The organism is Agrobacterium salinitolerans, from assembly GCF_027498475.1.
Taxonomy (GTDB): Bacteria; Pseudomonadota; Alphaproteobacteria; order Rhizobiales; family Rhizobiaceae; genus Agrobacterium; species Agrobacterium salinitolerans.
Genome location: NZ_JAPZLN010000001.1, coordinates 1,196,315 through 1,209,412 on the forward strand (window position 1 = coordinate 1,196,315; position 13,098 = coordinate 1,209,412).

Below are 13,098 nucleotides of genomic sequence, written 5' to 3' on the forward strand. Positions count from 1 at the left end.
AGGCCAGCAAATAAGTGATTTGCGTGACAGATTAACGACGTGGGCGGCCTTGTCAGAACTTTCTAAAGGCCGCGACGGCAATACTCACGTGTTGTTGAAGGTGAAAGCCCGAGGGGATGACAGGCGTGTGACCGCACACGGTTTGCAACGCCGCATCGGCAAGAAAATGCGCCAGCCCGAAGCTGACCTTGAAGCCGCCGGTCAGCGCAACGAGCCTCGGATGGCCGGGGATCGCGCCCACCATCGGGTCCCTCCCCACCGCTTTCGGGCGCAGCCCCGCCCAGCGTTCCAGCACCGGCGCGCGGACAAGCGAGGGAACAACGGCAGACGCATCCGCAAGCAGTTTTTCAAGTTTTTCATCGGTACTTAAGGGATCGGAAAAACAATCTTCGCTGGTACTGCCGATCGCAACAGTGCCGTCTTCATGCGGCACGATATAAAGACCGTTCAGAAACACCACCGGCATCGCCGCGTCGGCCGCCGCATCGAGAAGCGCCGCCTGCCCCTTCACCGCCTGCCCGAGCGTCACACCGGCATCCACACCGAGGGCGTCGCGGATAAGGGGAAAAGAACCATGGCCGTTGGCGACGATGACATGGCCGAAAGAAACCTCCTCGCCCGACGACAGCACCGCCCGCCCGGCATCCGCATCGAGCAAAAGAACGCCACGACCTTCCGCCAGCCGCACATGCCGCGCCTTGCCGAGAAAAGCCGAAAGAAGGGCGATCAGCGCACGCGGCGAAACCCGCGCCGCCAGCGTATCGAACACGAAACCCGCCTCACCCGCCGCATCATCCACCCAGCCCGCGACCGAAGGGCTGTCGCCGACATGCCAATGGAACCGGCGCTCACCCGAAACCCAGTTCTCCAGCGCATCCCGTTCGTGTCGCTCGGCAATGGCGCGCAGATGCGGCTTCGGCAGCGGAATGATCCGGCCTGAGCGACGGTAGCCGGCGGAAAGCCCGGTCTCCGCCTCCAGCCCGGCAATCTCTTTTTCCAGGGCAACGAGAGCGTCGAACTGGAACTGCTTCTTGTCCGACCAGCGGTCCGGCATATGCGGCATCAGTGCGCCCAGCAGCCCGCCGCTGGCGCCGCCGCCGGTGCGATCCGCCTCCACCAGCAATGTCTCGATGCCGAGCCGTTCCGCCTTGACGGCGGCCCACAGCCCCATGATGCCGCCGCCGACGACGAGGAGCGGCACGGAAGCCGGCAATCTTGGAGATTGACCCTTTTCGAAAGCAGGATTATCGGCTTTAGCCATGAAAAATTCCAACGAAAATATCACAGAGACCGGCGCAGCGGCCGGTTCATCGGTCGGGGAAGCCTCAACCGCGCTCGACTGGCGTGAAGGGGATATGCCCTATTCACTGGCCTTTGACGACCATTTTTATTGCCAGACGGATGGCCGGCTGGAATGCGGCCATGTCTTCCTCTCCGGAAACGGCCTGCCGGAGCGCTGGCTCGAACGCGAGGGCGTCTTCCGCATTGGCGAACTGGGCTTCGGCACCGGGCTTAACCTCTGCGAGACATGGCGCCAATGGAAAGAGATGCGCAACGGCCGCTCCACGCTGCATTTCATCTCCTTCGAACTCTACCCGATGAAGGCGGAGGAAATCGACCGGGCGCTTTCCCGCTGGCCGGAAGTGGATGCCGAACGCAAGGCGCTCACCGCCCTCTGGCCCGCCGAGCCGAAAGGACGGGTCGAAATCCAGCTCGATGACGAAACGCGCCTAACAGTGGTTTGCGGCGAAGCGCTCACCGGCATTTCCGCAAGCGAGGAAAGTTTCGACGCCTGGTTTCTCGATGGCTTCGCACCCGCGCGCAATCCGGACATGTGGTCGCTGGAGATCATGCAGGCGCTTTTCGCAAAGACGGCGCCCGGCGGCACATTCGCCACCTATGCCGCCGCCGGCTTCGTTCGCCGCAACCTCATCGCCACCGGTTTTGAGCTGGAGCGTCGGAAAGGATTTGCCGGAAAGCGGGAGATGCTCTGCGGCATAAAACCATTCGGCTGACGCCAGCACAGCACTGTTCTGGTCGAAAAGTCAGACGCGCGGCGCATCGCGGCGCGGCATGTTTTCGCCCAGCCATTGCGCGATCTTGTCTTCCAGCGTTTCGGGGCTAATGGGCTTCGACAGATAGTCATCCATACCCGCCTCCAGGCATAGTTCACGGTCCGCCTCCTGCGTATGGGCGGTTACGCCGATGATCGGCACATGTCGGCCGTCGGCAGCGGTCCGTTCCGCGGCGCGTATGGCCTGCGTCGCCTGATGCCCGTTCATGACCGGCATCGAGACATCCATCAGGATAAGGGCGGGATTATTCTCCTGCCACGCCTGCACGGCTTTCTTGCCATTGCCGACAATCAGAAAGCGCAGACCCGCCTGCTGCAGTATCTGGCTGAAGACTATCTGGTTGACGTCATTGTCTTCCGCCACCAGCACATCGACCAGATTGGACCGATGCCGTAAAGGCACTGCCGTGGCTGTGTCAGCCCGCTGTTTCCTCACCACGGGGCCGTTTTCCGGCCGGACGGCGCGCGCATCGCGGCCTGCCTCAAGTAGCGCCGGAGCCTGGCGAGCGCGTTTCAGCCGCACATCCCGCACTACATCGAACAGGGTGGAACGGAGCAGCCGCGCCCGTGCCGGCTTCATCAGATGCGCCTGCACGTTGAGATCGGTGAACAGCGTCTCGTCACCGACGACATCCATGGAGGTCAGGAAAACAATGGCGATATCGTCAAAACGCGCATCCGCCCGGATCCGCTCCACCACATCCAGCCCGTTCATGACGGGCATGTGATAGTCGAGAATGACGGCGTCGATGGCAAATCCAAGCGCCACCGCCTCCTCCAGCACCGCAATGCCAGTAGGTCCGTCACCCACCGCGTGGCCGTCTATGCCCCAGCTTCTCAACTGCTCCGTCAAAATACGGCGGTTGACGTCGTTATCGTCAATGACGAGCACGCGAATATCGTCGATCGCCACGGAAAGAAACGGGAGATCGCGCTGTCTCTCGGTCACCTGAAACGGAATATTGACCTCGAAAGTCGATCCCTTTCCAACGTCGCTGACGACATTGATCGCGCCATCGAACAAACCGACGAGCCCGACCGTAATCGCCAGCCCCAGCCCGGTTCCCTCGTGCCGGCGCGTGGCGGAACCATCGACCTGGCTGAACTTGTCGAAGATGGTTTCAAGCTTGTCGGCCGGAATGCCGATCCCGCTGTCTTCGACGCGCAATGACAGAATGGCCTCGGACGTTTCCGCCGACCGCGCCGAAAGCTCGACCAGCACATGCCCCGTTTCCGTAAACTTGACGGCGTTTCCAACGATATTGGTGACGATCTGCCGAAAGCGGCCGGCATCGCCGATAACCTTGCCGAAGACAGAAGCATCAATCCGGACGATCAACTCAATGTCCTTTTCAAGCGCCGCCGAGGACAGGAGCGACACCACATCCTCGACCGCCTCCGCCGGATCGAAGGGCACGCTGCGCAGCCTCATCTGCCCGGCCTCGATCTTCGAAAAATCGAGAATGTCGTTGATGATCGTCAGAAGCGCATTGCCGGATTTGACGATGATATCGGTAAAGGTCTTCTGCCGCGTATCGAGATTGGATTTGGCCAGAAGCTCCGCCATGCCGAGAACGCCATTCATGGGCGTGCGGATTTCGTGGCTCATATTGGCCAGGAATTCCGATTTGGCCCGATCCGCCGCTTCCGCGCGTGACAGAAGCCGCTGCAATTCCTCTTCACGCAGCTTCATCTCGGTCACATCGGTGACGATGATGAGCCAGTAATTGCCGGAACTGTTGGTGGCTTCCAGATTGAGCCAGCTTTTGCCAGCGACATGGATGAGCCACGAAAACGGCCGGTTGGCGGCAATATTCTCCCTCCAGGCGCGCAGCGTCTCCGCAGCCTCCTCGGCCGTGCCGAAATCGCCGCGGCCGGCGCAATGGGCGAAGAAACCCGACCAGTTGCAGCCCTTTTCCAGGAGATGCGGCGGCACGTCGAACATGCGCGCCATCGCCTCGTTGGACATGATGATCGTGCCCTGCTCGACCAGCACCAGCCCCTGCGCCATGGCGCGCGTGGCTCCCTGCATATATTCGCCGACCCGCTCCAGTTCGGCCTTCGCCTTGCTGATCTCGACATCGCGCATGCGCACATCGGTGACATCGGCATAGGTGCTGAGGATTTTCCCGCCTTCGAGCCGGGTTTTCGAAATGACCGTGACCTTGCCGCTTTTGCTTCGCACCTCACGGGGCGCAAAGACCTCCTCCTTTAAAAGCCGCTGCACCCGCTCGCCATAGACCTCATCGAAAGGCCTGTCGCCATAGTCATAAAGGCCGCTGTCGAAATTCATCTCCATGAATTCGCGATAAGTTTTGCCGACAAGCGACTTTTCGCCGCCGATCTCTCCCCAGACCTCATAAAAGAACGGATTGACATATTCGATGACGAGATCGGCGTCGAGCAGCAGCACGCCCACCGGCAGGGCATGAAGAACCGCTTCAAGCTGGCGGTGCAGCTTCTCGGCTTCGGCCTGGGCGGCGATCAGCGCCTTTTCCCGCTCCTGCAAAAGGCTGACATCGGTAACGGAACCCACCAGATAATATTCGTCATCCGGCGTCGCAACCCGGCCGAGCCGGGTGATGACGGGAATGGCCTGTCCGTTGCGCTGAGGCATGTTTCCCGTGCGTTCGAGCGCCTCTCCGGTCTGCAAAATCCGTTCGTTTTCCTGCTGGAACTGGGAGCCGTTCTGCGGGAACATTTCGGATTCGGTCTTGCCCATATAGTCGGCGAGATTACCGCCCAGGAATGTATCGTAGGCGGCATTGGCGTAGGTCAGCCGCCTGTCCTGATCCCTCAGGAACACGCCGACCGGCAATTGTTCAAGCGCAGCGCGCAGCAGCCATGTCTCGCGGATTTGTGTGCTCAGAAGAGTCTCATGCGCCTTGAACTCGGTCACATCTACCCTGAGCCCGACAAGCATGCCGTTTTCCAGCCGCTTGTTGATCATGCGCACCCAGCGGCCGTCGGCAAACTGTTCGACCCTTTCGAGATAGGGGAGGGAAAAATCACGCAGCTGCTTCTGCATCCAGTCTTCGAAAGACGGCGCGTCACCCTCCAGAAAACGATATCCGCTCGAAAAATAGAGCGTTTTCATCAATGCTTCGAGCCGGATGCCGGGTTTCAGCTCGATGTCGAGATCACCGTAAAACTCTGCGAAGCGCGCGTTACAATAGACCAGCCGATTATCCCGGTCATAAACGACGATGCCGGCATCGATGAAATCCATGACGCCGCTGCTGAAAAAAATATCCGACGCACCGCCCACGGCCGTGCATTTGCGCGAAACAGCCGACGGCGTCTCCTCGAACATTTCGAACAGGAAAAGATTGCCGTCTTCACCGACGAAGCGTTCGCAGCGAAGCAGGGACGATTCCACACTGGTCGGGACATGACAGGCTATCGTCTCGTCAGTCGCAAAGACCAGCGAACGACGCTCACGATCCTCCCGCTCTGCATCGCGAATGTCGGCGGAGAGGGAAAGAGTGGTATGACCTTCAAATACTGAAGGCTCTTGCCCCATGACCCGGGCATAGGCGGCATTGACCACGACATAGCGCAGCTCGCTGTCCTTGATGCACGCGGGCAGGTCGAGGGCGGCAACTGCCTTGCAAGCCTTTTCCAGCAACCCGCAGCCTTCGGTCAATCGATACTCCACACCTTGCAGTCCATCCCTGTCGAATCAAATATTTCCGGACGCCATCTCAGAAAACGTTATGTGAGAAAATCGATCTTTGCTATGTATTCGAGGGTGTCGTTACCCTTTTTTAACCATAATTCTTCGGCTGCACCCGCGTCGTTGCGGCAATCGCCGGCCACCGATGCGCATGGCTGCCATGCGCCCGCCTGCGGCCATGTTACAAAACTATCGCTTGACTTTGATGCGCAAAACGCCCACATCCCCGTCAAGCTTTCACCTTCGGCAGCCGCGTGAGCTGCAGCGTATGACCGGAAAACACCCTTAAGGTATCCGGCCCGCATGAAGGAAAAGCGCAGAGAATACAGAAGACGGCATGTGCCGCACTGATGCGCAGAAAGTTATTCCAACCCACAAGTTCCCAATTCACGCGGGGTTCTTGACGCCGAAACCGCCGGACAGCAGCTCTGCTCCGGACGAATGGTTTTTGGCGCCCCGAAAGGCATTATATTGACCAGTTTTAGCGAACTCGGCCTCTCCGAAAAGATCGTGGCCAGCGTTACCCAGCTTGGCTATACCGCTCCCACCCCTATTCAGGCAAAGGCCATTCCGCTGCTGCTTGAAGGCCGCGACCTGATCGGCCTCGCACAGACCGGCACCGGCAAGACCGCCGCTTTCGGCCTTCCGATCATCGAAATGCTGATGAAGCAGGCCGACCGCCCGGCAAACCGCACCTGCCGCACCCTCATCCTCGCCCCCACCCGCGAGCTGGTGAACCAGATCGGCGAAAACCTGCGCTCCTTCGTGAAGAAGACGCCGCTGCGCATCAACCAGGTTGTCGGTGGCGCATCGATCAACAAGCAGCAGCTCCAGCTCGAAAAGGGCACGGACATTCTGGTGGCCACCCCCGGCCGTCTGCTGGACCTCATCGCCCGCAACGCCATCTCGCTCTCCAAGGTTACCTATCTGGTGCTCGATGAAGCGGACCAGATGCTCGATCTCGGCTTCATCCACGATCTGCGCAAGATTTCCAGAATGGTTCCGGCCAAGCGCCAGACGCTTTTGTTCTCGGCCACCATGCCGAAGGCGATTGCCGATCTGTCGCACAGCTACCTGACCGATCCGGTCAAGGTCGAAGTCACGCCTCCTGGCAAGGCTGCCGACAAGGTCGAGCAATATGTGCATTTCGTTGCCGGCAAGAACGACAAGACCGATCTCCTGAAAAAGTCGCTGAACGAAAACCCGGATGGCCGCGCCATCGTTTTCCTGCGCACCAAGCATGGCGCGGAAAAGCTCTACAAGCATCTCGAACATATCGGCTTCAAGGTCGCTTCCATCCATGGCAACAAGAGCCAGGGCCAGCGGGAGCGGGCACTGAAGGGCTTCAAGGACGGTGATATCAAGGTTCTGGTTGCAACCGACGTTGCCGCCCGCGGCATCGACATTCCGGCTGTGACGCACGTCTTCAACTACGACCTGCCGGAAGTGCCTGACGCCTATGTTCACCGCATCGGCCGTACCGCCCGCGCCGGCCGTGACGGCATCGCCATAGCTTTCTGCGCACCGGACGAAACCCGCCTGCTGCACGACATCGAAAAGCTGATGAAGATCGATATTCCGGTTGCCTCGGGCGAACGCCCGTCCGTGCTTGCCAGCCCGACGCGCCCCAACAACAACCGTGGCGGCCGCAACAACAATGGCGGCCAGCAGCGCGGACCGCGTGAAGGCGGCCGTCACAACGGCGAATCCCGCCCGTCCCGCCACCATGCGCCGCGCGATGCCGACAACGATCTGGAAGTCACCTCCGACTTCAAACGCGTGAAGCAGGCAGAAGGCGATGCAGGCCGTCCGGCCGGCCCGCGCAAGCACCGCCGCCCGGCCCGCAAGCCCGGCGGCAGCGGCGCCAACCGCCACGCCCCTGCTGGCGGCAACGGCCAGGAAAAGCGCGCTTCCGGCAACGGCAATCGCGGCCGCAACCGCTAAGTCGGCCTGAGGCGCTCGGCGCTGCCGCGCCTTTCTTCTCCCCGCCGGGGAGAAGGTGGCCCGAAGGGTCGGATGAGGGGGCAAGCTCTCCGAAATCCGGCGAGGGGCGCCCCCTCATCCCGCTGCCGCGGACTTCTCCCCCTCGGGGAGAAGAAACAAGCGGCACCCGCTCGGTCTACATGCGGTTGTCGTGCACCCAGGCGCTTTTAAATTTCACCCCGCAAGCCCAGGCTTTGCGGGGCTTTTCTTTGCCTCAACCGCCCTGCCCAACCGCCCGGCGTCGTGACGGCAAGGTCATGGCCAGCACGCCGGCGATGACGCAGACGAGCCCCACCCACATGACCGGGGTCGGCACCTCGCCGAGAAATGCCATGCCAATCGCGACACCCACCGGCACCCGGAGATAAGCCTGCGAGGTGGTGCCGACCGAACCGAGCGTCTGCATCAGCCGGAAATAGATCATGAAGGCGAGCGCGGTGGAAAAGACGCTGAGGCACACAAGTGCCATCAGTGAAGCCGCCGAAGGTGACAATGTCCAGGGTCGGTCAACGATCAGGCTCACGGGCAACAGCAGGACAGCACCGCAGATGAGTGAGCCGGCGGCCGGCATGATCGGATCGAGCCCTTTGAAATTTTTACTGAAAATGGCCGCGCAGGCATAGGAAAACGCCGCCGTCAGCACGGCGAGCTGGCTCCATATCGCCTCGCCCGCTCCATCAAGCGCTTCCATACCGATGATGAGGCAAACGCCCGTCATGCCGGCAATGGTGCCGAACAGCTTGCGCCCGCTGACCGCCTCGTGCCGGATGACCAGCGCGGTGAGAAGAAAGGTGAAGATCGGCGTCGTTGCATTGAGAATGACGGCAAGCCCGGCATCGATGCTCTGTTCCGCCCAGGCGATTAATGTGAAGGGCAGAACGCTGTTGATGCAGGCCTGAATGAAAAACAGCCGCCACGTCGCCAAATCCGTGGGCAGACGCAGCCCGCGCAGGCGGATCACCGCAAAAAGCAGCAGACCGGCTATCATCGTACGCGACGCGATGAAGGTGATCGGCGGTATCGTCTCCACCCCGATCTTGATGAAAGTATAGGATGCGGCCCACAGCGTGGACAGCAAGGCGAGAAACAGCAATTCACGGGCTATGGTGTTCTGAGGGGTCACGGATCGATCTTCCAACGTCGTTCAGGATGAACCGTTGCTAACCCGAAAACACGCACCAATGCTTCGGCGACGGCCGAAGTTTCTGCCACTTCAAGACACAAGGCCCCGCATGGCTCCAGCCATGCGGGGCCTCGATAAAGATCAGTGACCATCTCGGCCAATCAGGCGCGGCGCTCATCCACAGAGAAAGCGCCTGGACCGGCAACGAACAGATAGAGGAAGATGAAGCAGAACAGAATGGCGGCGTCGCCACCGTTCAGGGCCGGGAAGAAGCTCTTCGGTCCATGCGCGATGAAATAGGCAACGGCCATCTGACCGGACAGGATAAAGGCGACCGGACGCGTGAACAGGCCGATCAGCACGAGAACGCCGCCGACGAATTCCAGAAGCGCCGCCACGAGCAGCATTGTCGGCAGGGAGCCTTCCATCTGCGATGCCGGAAAACCGAACAGCTTCTGCGTTCCATGCGAAATGAAAAGTAGCGCCGTCATGATGCGCAGCGCCCCGAGCGCCTGCGGGCGATAGCGGGAGAGAGAGTCGAAAGTTGCCATGGTCATGTGTCCCCGTTGAAGTGGTGCCGCGCTCGATACAGTGCATTTACGCCTTTATGGATACACGTCTCTGACACCGGAAATCACGTTTCCGATATAGCAGAACTCCCTTAAATACAGAAAGGGAGGCATTCTACACATGGTTGATTTTCAAGCGCAAAATTGACCTTTTGCCAAAAAAATCAACTCAAGGATACAGGCATTTTCTGGCGTGCCAAAGGCGGAAAAATCCGCCTCTTCCTCATGCCTGCAAGACAACAACCTTCGAACCCACCGGCACGCGGCTGTAAAGATCGATGATGTCGTGGTTCAGCATGCGAATGCAGCCGCTCGACATGGCGTGGCCGATGGATTGCGGCTGGTTGGTGCCGTGCAGACGGAACATGGTGTCGTTGCCGCCGCGATAGAGATAGAGCGCGCGTGCGCCGAGCGGATTATTCGGGCCGCCCGCCATACCGCCGGCGAATTTCAGATTGCGCGGATCACGGCGCATCATGTTCGCAGTCGGCGTCCAGGACGGCCATTCCGCCTTGCGGCCGATATAGGCATCGCCCTTCAGTGCAAGACCCTGCCGGCCGACACCGACGCCATAACGCATGGCGCGGCCATCGCCCATAACGTAATAAAGCCGCCGCGCTGGCGTATCCACGACAACCGTTCCTGCCGGGTGTCTGGTGTCGTAGCTGACTTCCTGCCGACGAAGCTCCGGCTTGACCTTGTCGAGATGCATGGCGGGAAGCGGGAATTTCTCCTCCGGCTTTGCCGCATAATTCAGCCTCTGCTGACCAATACCGGTATTCGCGCAGCCAGCCAGAAACAACGGCAATCCGAACAGAACACCACGACGTGAAATAGACATGTAACCCCCGCCAAATCTTTGGATTAACGAGAGGTATAATTTTATGGTTAACAAACCCCTAATATGCGGTTGTAGTAATTAACGCGTCGCAACCGCTGCGGCAGGCCTGCGATTGGCGAGATAAACCCCCGTTACCGCCAGAACGGTGCCGGCAATCATGGCGGGTGTCAGCGTTTCGCCGAAAAGCAGCGCGGCTTCCACGGCGGCAAGCGGCGGCACGAGATAGATCAGCGAGGCGGCCCGCGAGACCTGCCCGCGCCGGATCAGATAAAGAAGCAACGCCACGGCGCCGATGGAGATCGCACCCACGGACCAGGCAAGCGTGGCGGCAAGGCCAAGGCTCCAGTCCACATGCCCATCCTCCAGCAGAAGCGCGAAGGGAACGGTGACCAGCAACGCACCGACATATTGCAGCGTGGCTACCGCCATGATGTTTCCGCCATGGACATATTTCTTCTGGTAGAGCGTGCCATAGGTCACCGACGTCATGCCCAGCACATTGACCGCCACGGCGTAGAGCGGCACCGACAGGCCGACAGCACCGGTGGCCATGACCTTCGGCAGCACGGCAATGGCGATGCCGGCAAAGCCGATAAGCAGGCCGGCGCGCTGCAGGGGCGAGATTTTCTCACCGATCATGAAACGGGCGGCCACCGCCGTCATCAGCGGCTGCAGACCGGCGATGATACCGCCGATCGCCGCCGGCACGCCCTGCCCGATCGCCCACCAGATCATGCCGAGATAAAGACCGTGCAGGAAGACGCCGGACAGGATCGCCCGGAAGACATCGGCACGTCGCTGAGGCCACTGGATGGAGGAAACGCGGCAGATCGCCCACAGCAGCGTCCCCGCCAGCAGATAGCGCAGACAGAGAAAGGTGAGCGGTCCGGTATAATAGACCGCATATTTGGCGGTGACCCAGCCGGTCGACCAGAGAAAGACGAAGATGGCCGGAGCCAGACGGTCGAGCGACATGGGAACATCCCCTGTGCCGCACGATGCCCGTAACCGAACGCGGTGTAGGACAGGCGGCGAATTGACACTTCTGCGACTTGACGCAAAACCCGCGCGTGATCGAGCTGAGTATTCAGCAAGGCGGTATCCGCATCCGAAAAAAAGGTCAAAGGTGTTTTGGTGATCACATCTTTCAGATTTTCTGATGCAACGTCCGACATTCTTCAATCGAAAGCGATCGACTAAAATTTATGCATTCGCCCAGGGCGTACACAGCACGGCCACCTCATTACACCCCTCGCCACCGCGCAACCAATTTGCCAATGCCGCATTTATAGGCTGAAACTCAAAAAACGCTTCTTTTTTAAAACTCTAAGGCGACAAAAAATCTTCTCGGGGAGGCCTGCATAGTTCTTGCATTGCATTTCTCGTTGTATTCAAATGGCAAAAAAGGGGACATCGAAGTTGGCATTTGACGAAATGATAAATGCGGACGACACGCCGCGAAGCCCATATGAAAACTATAACGAGTGGTACAGCCGACAGGACAGGGCGCACCTGATCCAGAAATCAAAAGACGCGGAAAACATCTTTCGAAAAACCGGTATTACTTTCGCAGTCTATGGCCATGCCGACAGTTCAGAAAAACTGATCCCCTTCGATATCATCCCGCGCATCATCTCCGGCCGCGAGTGGCGCAAACTGGCCCAGGGCATCGAACAACGCGTCCTCGCCCTCAATGCTTTCCTCGACGATATCTATCACAAACAGGAAATCATCCGCGCCGGGCGCATTCCCCGCGAAATCATCGAGAAGAACGAAGCGTTCCTGCCGGAAATGATCGGCTTCACCCCGCCCGGCGGTGTCTATACCCACATTGTCGGCACTGACATTGTCCGCACCGGCGAAGACCAGTTCTACGTTCTGGAAGACAATGCCCGCACGCCTTCCGGTGTCAGCTATATGCTGGAAAACCGCGAAACGATGATGCAGATGTTCCCGGAACTCTTCCATGAAAACCGCGTGCGGCGGGTGGAGGATTACCCCTATCTGCTGCGCCAGTCGCTCGCCTCGCTCGCCCCGCCTGGCTGCACCGGCAAGCCGCGCGTCGCGGTGCTGACCCCCGGCATCTACAATTCCGCCTATTACGAACATTCCTTCCTCGCCGACATGATGGGCGTGGAGCTGGTGGAAGGATCCGACCTGCGTGTCATGGACGGCAAGGTCAAGATGCGCACCACCCGCGGTTATGAAGCAATCGATGTTCTCTATCGTCGCGTCGACGACGACTTCCTCGATCCGCTGACCTTCCGGCCGGATTCGGCGCTCGGCGTGCCCGGCATCATGGATGTCTACCGCGCCGGCAACATCACCATCGCCAATGCCCCCGGCACCGGCATTTCCGACGACAAGGCGATCTATTCCTACATGCCCGAGATCGTCGAGTTCTATACCGGCCGCAAGCCGCTCCTGGAAAATGTGCCGACCTGGCGCTGTTCCGAGCCCGACAGCCTGAAATATGTGCTCGACAACCTCGCCGAACTGGTTGTCAAGGAAGTCCACGGTTCGGGCGGTTACGGCATGCTGGTCGGCCCCACGGCGACGAAACGCGAACGCGCACTGTTTGCCGATAAGCTGCGGGCGCGCCCCTCGAATTACATCGCGCAGCCGACGCTGTCGCTCTCCACCGTGCCGATCATGGTGAAAAACGGCATCGCGCCGCGCCATGTCGATCTGCGCCCCTACGTGCTCGTCTCGGACAAGGTGCAGATCATTCCAGGCGGCCTGACCCGCGTGGCGCTGAAAAAGGGCTCGCTGGTGGTCAATTCCAGCCAGGGCGGTGGCACCAAGGATACCTGGGTACTGGAGGATTAAGCC

The 13,098-nt window shown here is 59.9% G+C and carries 9 protein-coding genes; 3 read left to right on the forward strand and 6 right to left on the reverse strand.

Annotated features, from left to right (window positions below; all coding sequences use genetic code 11):
• Window positions 1–52: 52 nt before the first annotated feature.
• Window positions 53–1,261 (reverse strand): NAD(P)/FAD-dependent oxidoreductase, encoded by a 1,209-nt coding sequence (locus O9X91_RS05810; protein ID WP_142911783.1) that lies wholly within the window; start codon window positions 1,259–1,261, stop codon window positions 53–55.
• Here O9X91_RS05810 and mnmC2 point away from each other — a divergent pair.
• On the forward strand, window positions 1,260–2,015 hold the full coding sequence (gene mnmC2 / locus O9X91_RS05815; RefSeq protein WP_269833981.1) for a tRNA (5-methylaminomethyl-2-thiouridine)(34)-methyltransferase MnmC2: 756 nt from the start codon (window positions 1,260–1,262) through the stop codon (window positions 2,013–2,015). The two genes, O9X91_RS05810 and mnmC2, sit on opposite strands and share 2 nt — an antisense overlap.
• 30 nt (window positions 2,016–2,045) lie before the next feature.
• On the opposite strand, the gene O9X91_RS05820 is transcribed toward mnmC2, so the two are convergent.
• A complete protein-coding gene (locus tag O9X91_RS05820; RefSeq protein ID WP_269833980.1) occupies window positions 2,046–5,720 on the reverse strand; it encodes a PAS domain-containing hybrid sensor histidine kinase/response regulator in 3,675 nt (1,224 codons plus the stop codon).
• A gap of 501 nt (window positions 5,721–6,221) precedes the next feature.
• On the opposite strand from O9X91_RS05820, the gene O9X91_RS05825 reads away from it, so the two are divergent.
• On the forward strand, window positions 6,222–7,694 hold the full coding sequence (locus O9X91_RS05825) for a DEAD/DEAH box helicase (protein WP_080789972.1): 1,473 nt from the start codon (window positions 6,222–6,224) through the stop codon (window positions 7,692–7,694).
• Between the two features lie 253 nt (window positions 7,695–7,947).
• On the opposite strand, the gene O9X91_RS05830 is transcribed toward O9X91_RS05825, so the two are convergent.
• The 4 genes from O9X91_RS05830 to O9X91_RS05845 form a co-directional block, all read right to left on the reverse strand.
• Window positions 7,948–8,856 (reverse strand): DMT family transporter, encoded by a 909-nt coding sequence (locus O9X91_RS05830; protein WP_269833979.1) that lies wholly within the window; start codon window positions 8,854–8,856, stop codon window positions 7,948–7,950.
• 161 nt (window positions 8,857–9,017) lie between these two features.
• Window positions 9,018–9,407, reverse strand: a complete 390-nt coding sequence (locus O9X91_RS05835; RefSeq protein ID WP_165691093.1) for a DoxX family protein — start codon at window positions 9,405–9,407, stop codon at window positions 9,018–9,020.
• Window positions 9,408–9,648: 241 nt separating this feature from the next.
• Window positions 9,649–10,266: a L,D-transpeptidase gene (locus O9X91_RS05840; RefSeq protein ID WP_077981495.1), complete on the reverse strand. Its 618-nt coding sequence runs from the start codon at window positions 10,264–10,266 to the stop codon at window positions 9,649–9,651.
• 78 nt (window positions 10,267–10,344) lie between these two features.
• Complete coding sequence (locus O9X91_RS05845) at window positions 10,345–11,241, reverse strand: DMT family transporter (protein ID WP_269833978.1); 897 nt, start codon at window positions 11,239–11,241, stop codon at window positions 10,345–10,347.
• 444 nt (window positions 11,242–11,685) lie between these two features.
• Here O9X91_RS05845 and O9X91_RS05850 point away from each other — a divergent pair, with 444 nt between their 5' ends.
• Window positions 11,686–13,095 carry a circularly permuted type 2 ATP-grasp protein gene (locus O9X91_RS05850; RefSeq protein ID WP_162520313.1) on the forward strand — a complete coding sequence of 470 codons (1,410 nt, stop codon included), beginning with the start codon at window positions 11,686–11,688 and terminating at the stop codon, window positions 13,093–13,095.
• Window positions 13,096–13,098: the final 3 nt, after the last annotated feature.

Coding starts and splice junctions, on each gene's coding strand:
- mnmC2 (WP_269833981.1), top strand. CDS start 1,260: ATGAAAAATTCCAACGAAAATATCACAGAGACCGGCGCAGCGGCCGGT.
- O9X91_RS05810 (WP_142911783.1), bottom strand. CDS start 1,261: ATGGCTAAAGCCGATAATCCTGCTTTCGAAAAGGGTCAATCTCCAAGA.
- O9X91_RS05835 (WP_165691093.1), bottom strand. CDS start 9,407: ATGGCAACTTTCGACTCTCTCTCCCGCTATCGCCCGCAGGCGCTCGGG.
- O9X91_RS05840 (WP_077981495.1), bottom strand. CDS start 10,266: ATGTCTATTTCACGTCGTGGTGTTCTGTTCGGATTGCCGTTGTTTCTG.
- O9X91_RS05845 (WP_269833978.1), bottom strand. CDS start 11,241: ATGTCGCTCGACCGTCTGGCTCCGGCCATCTTCGTCTTTCTCTGGTCG.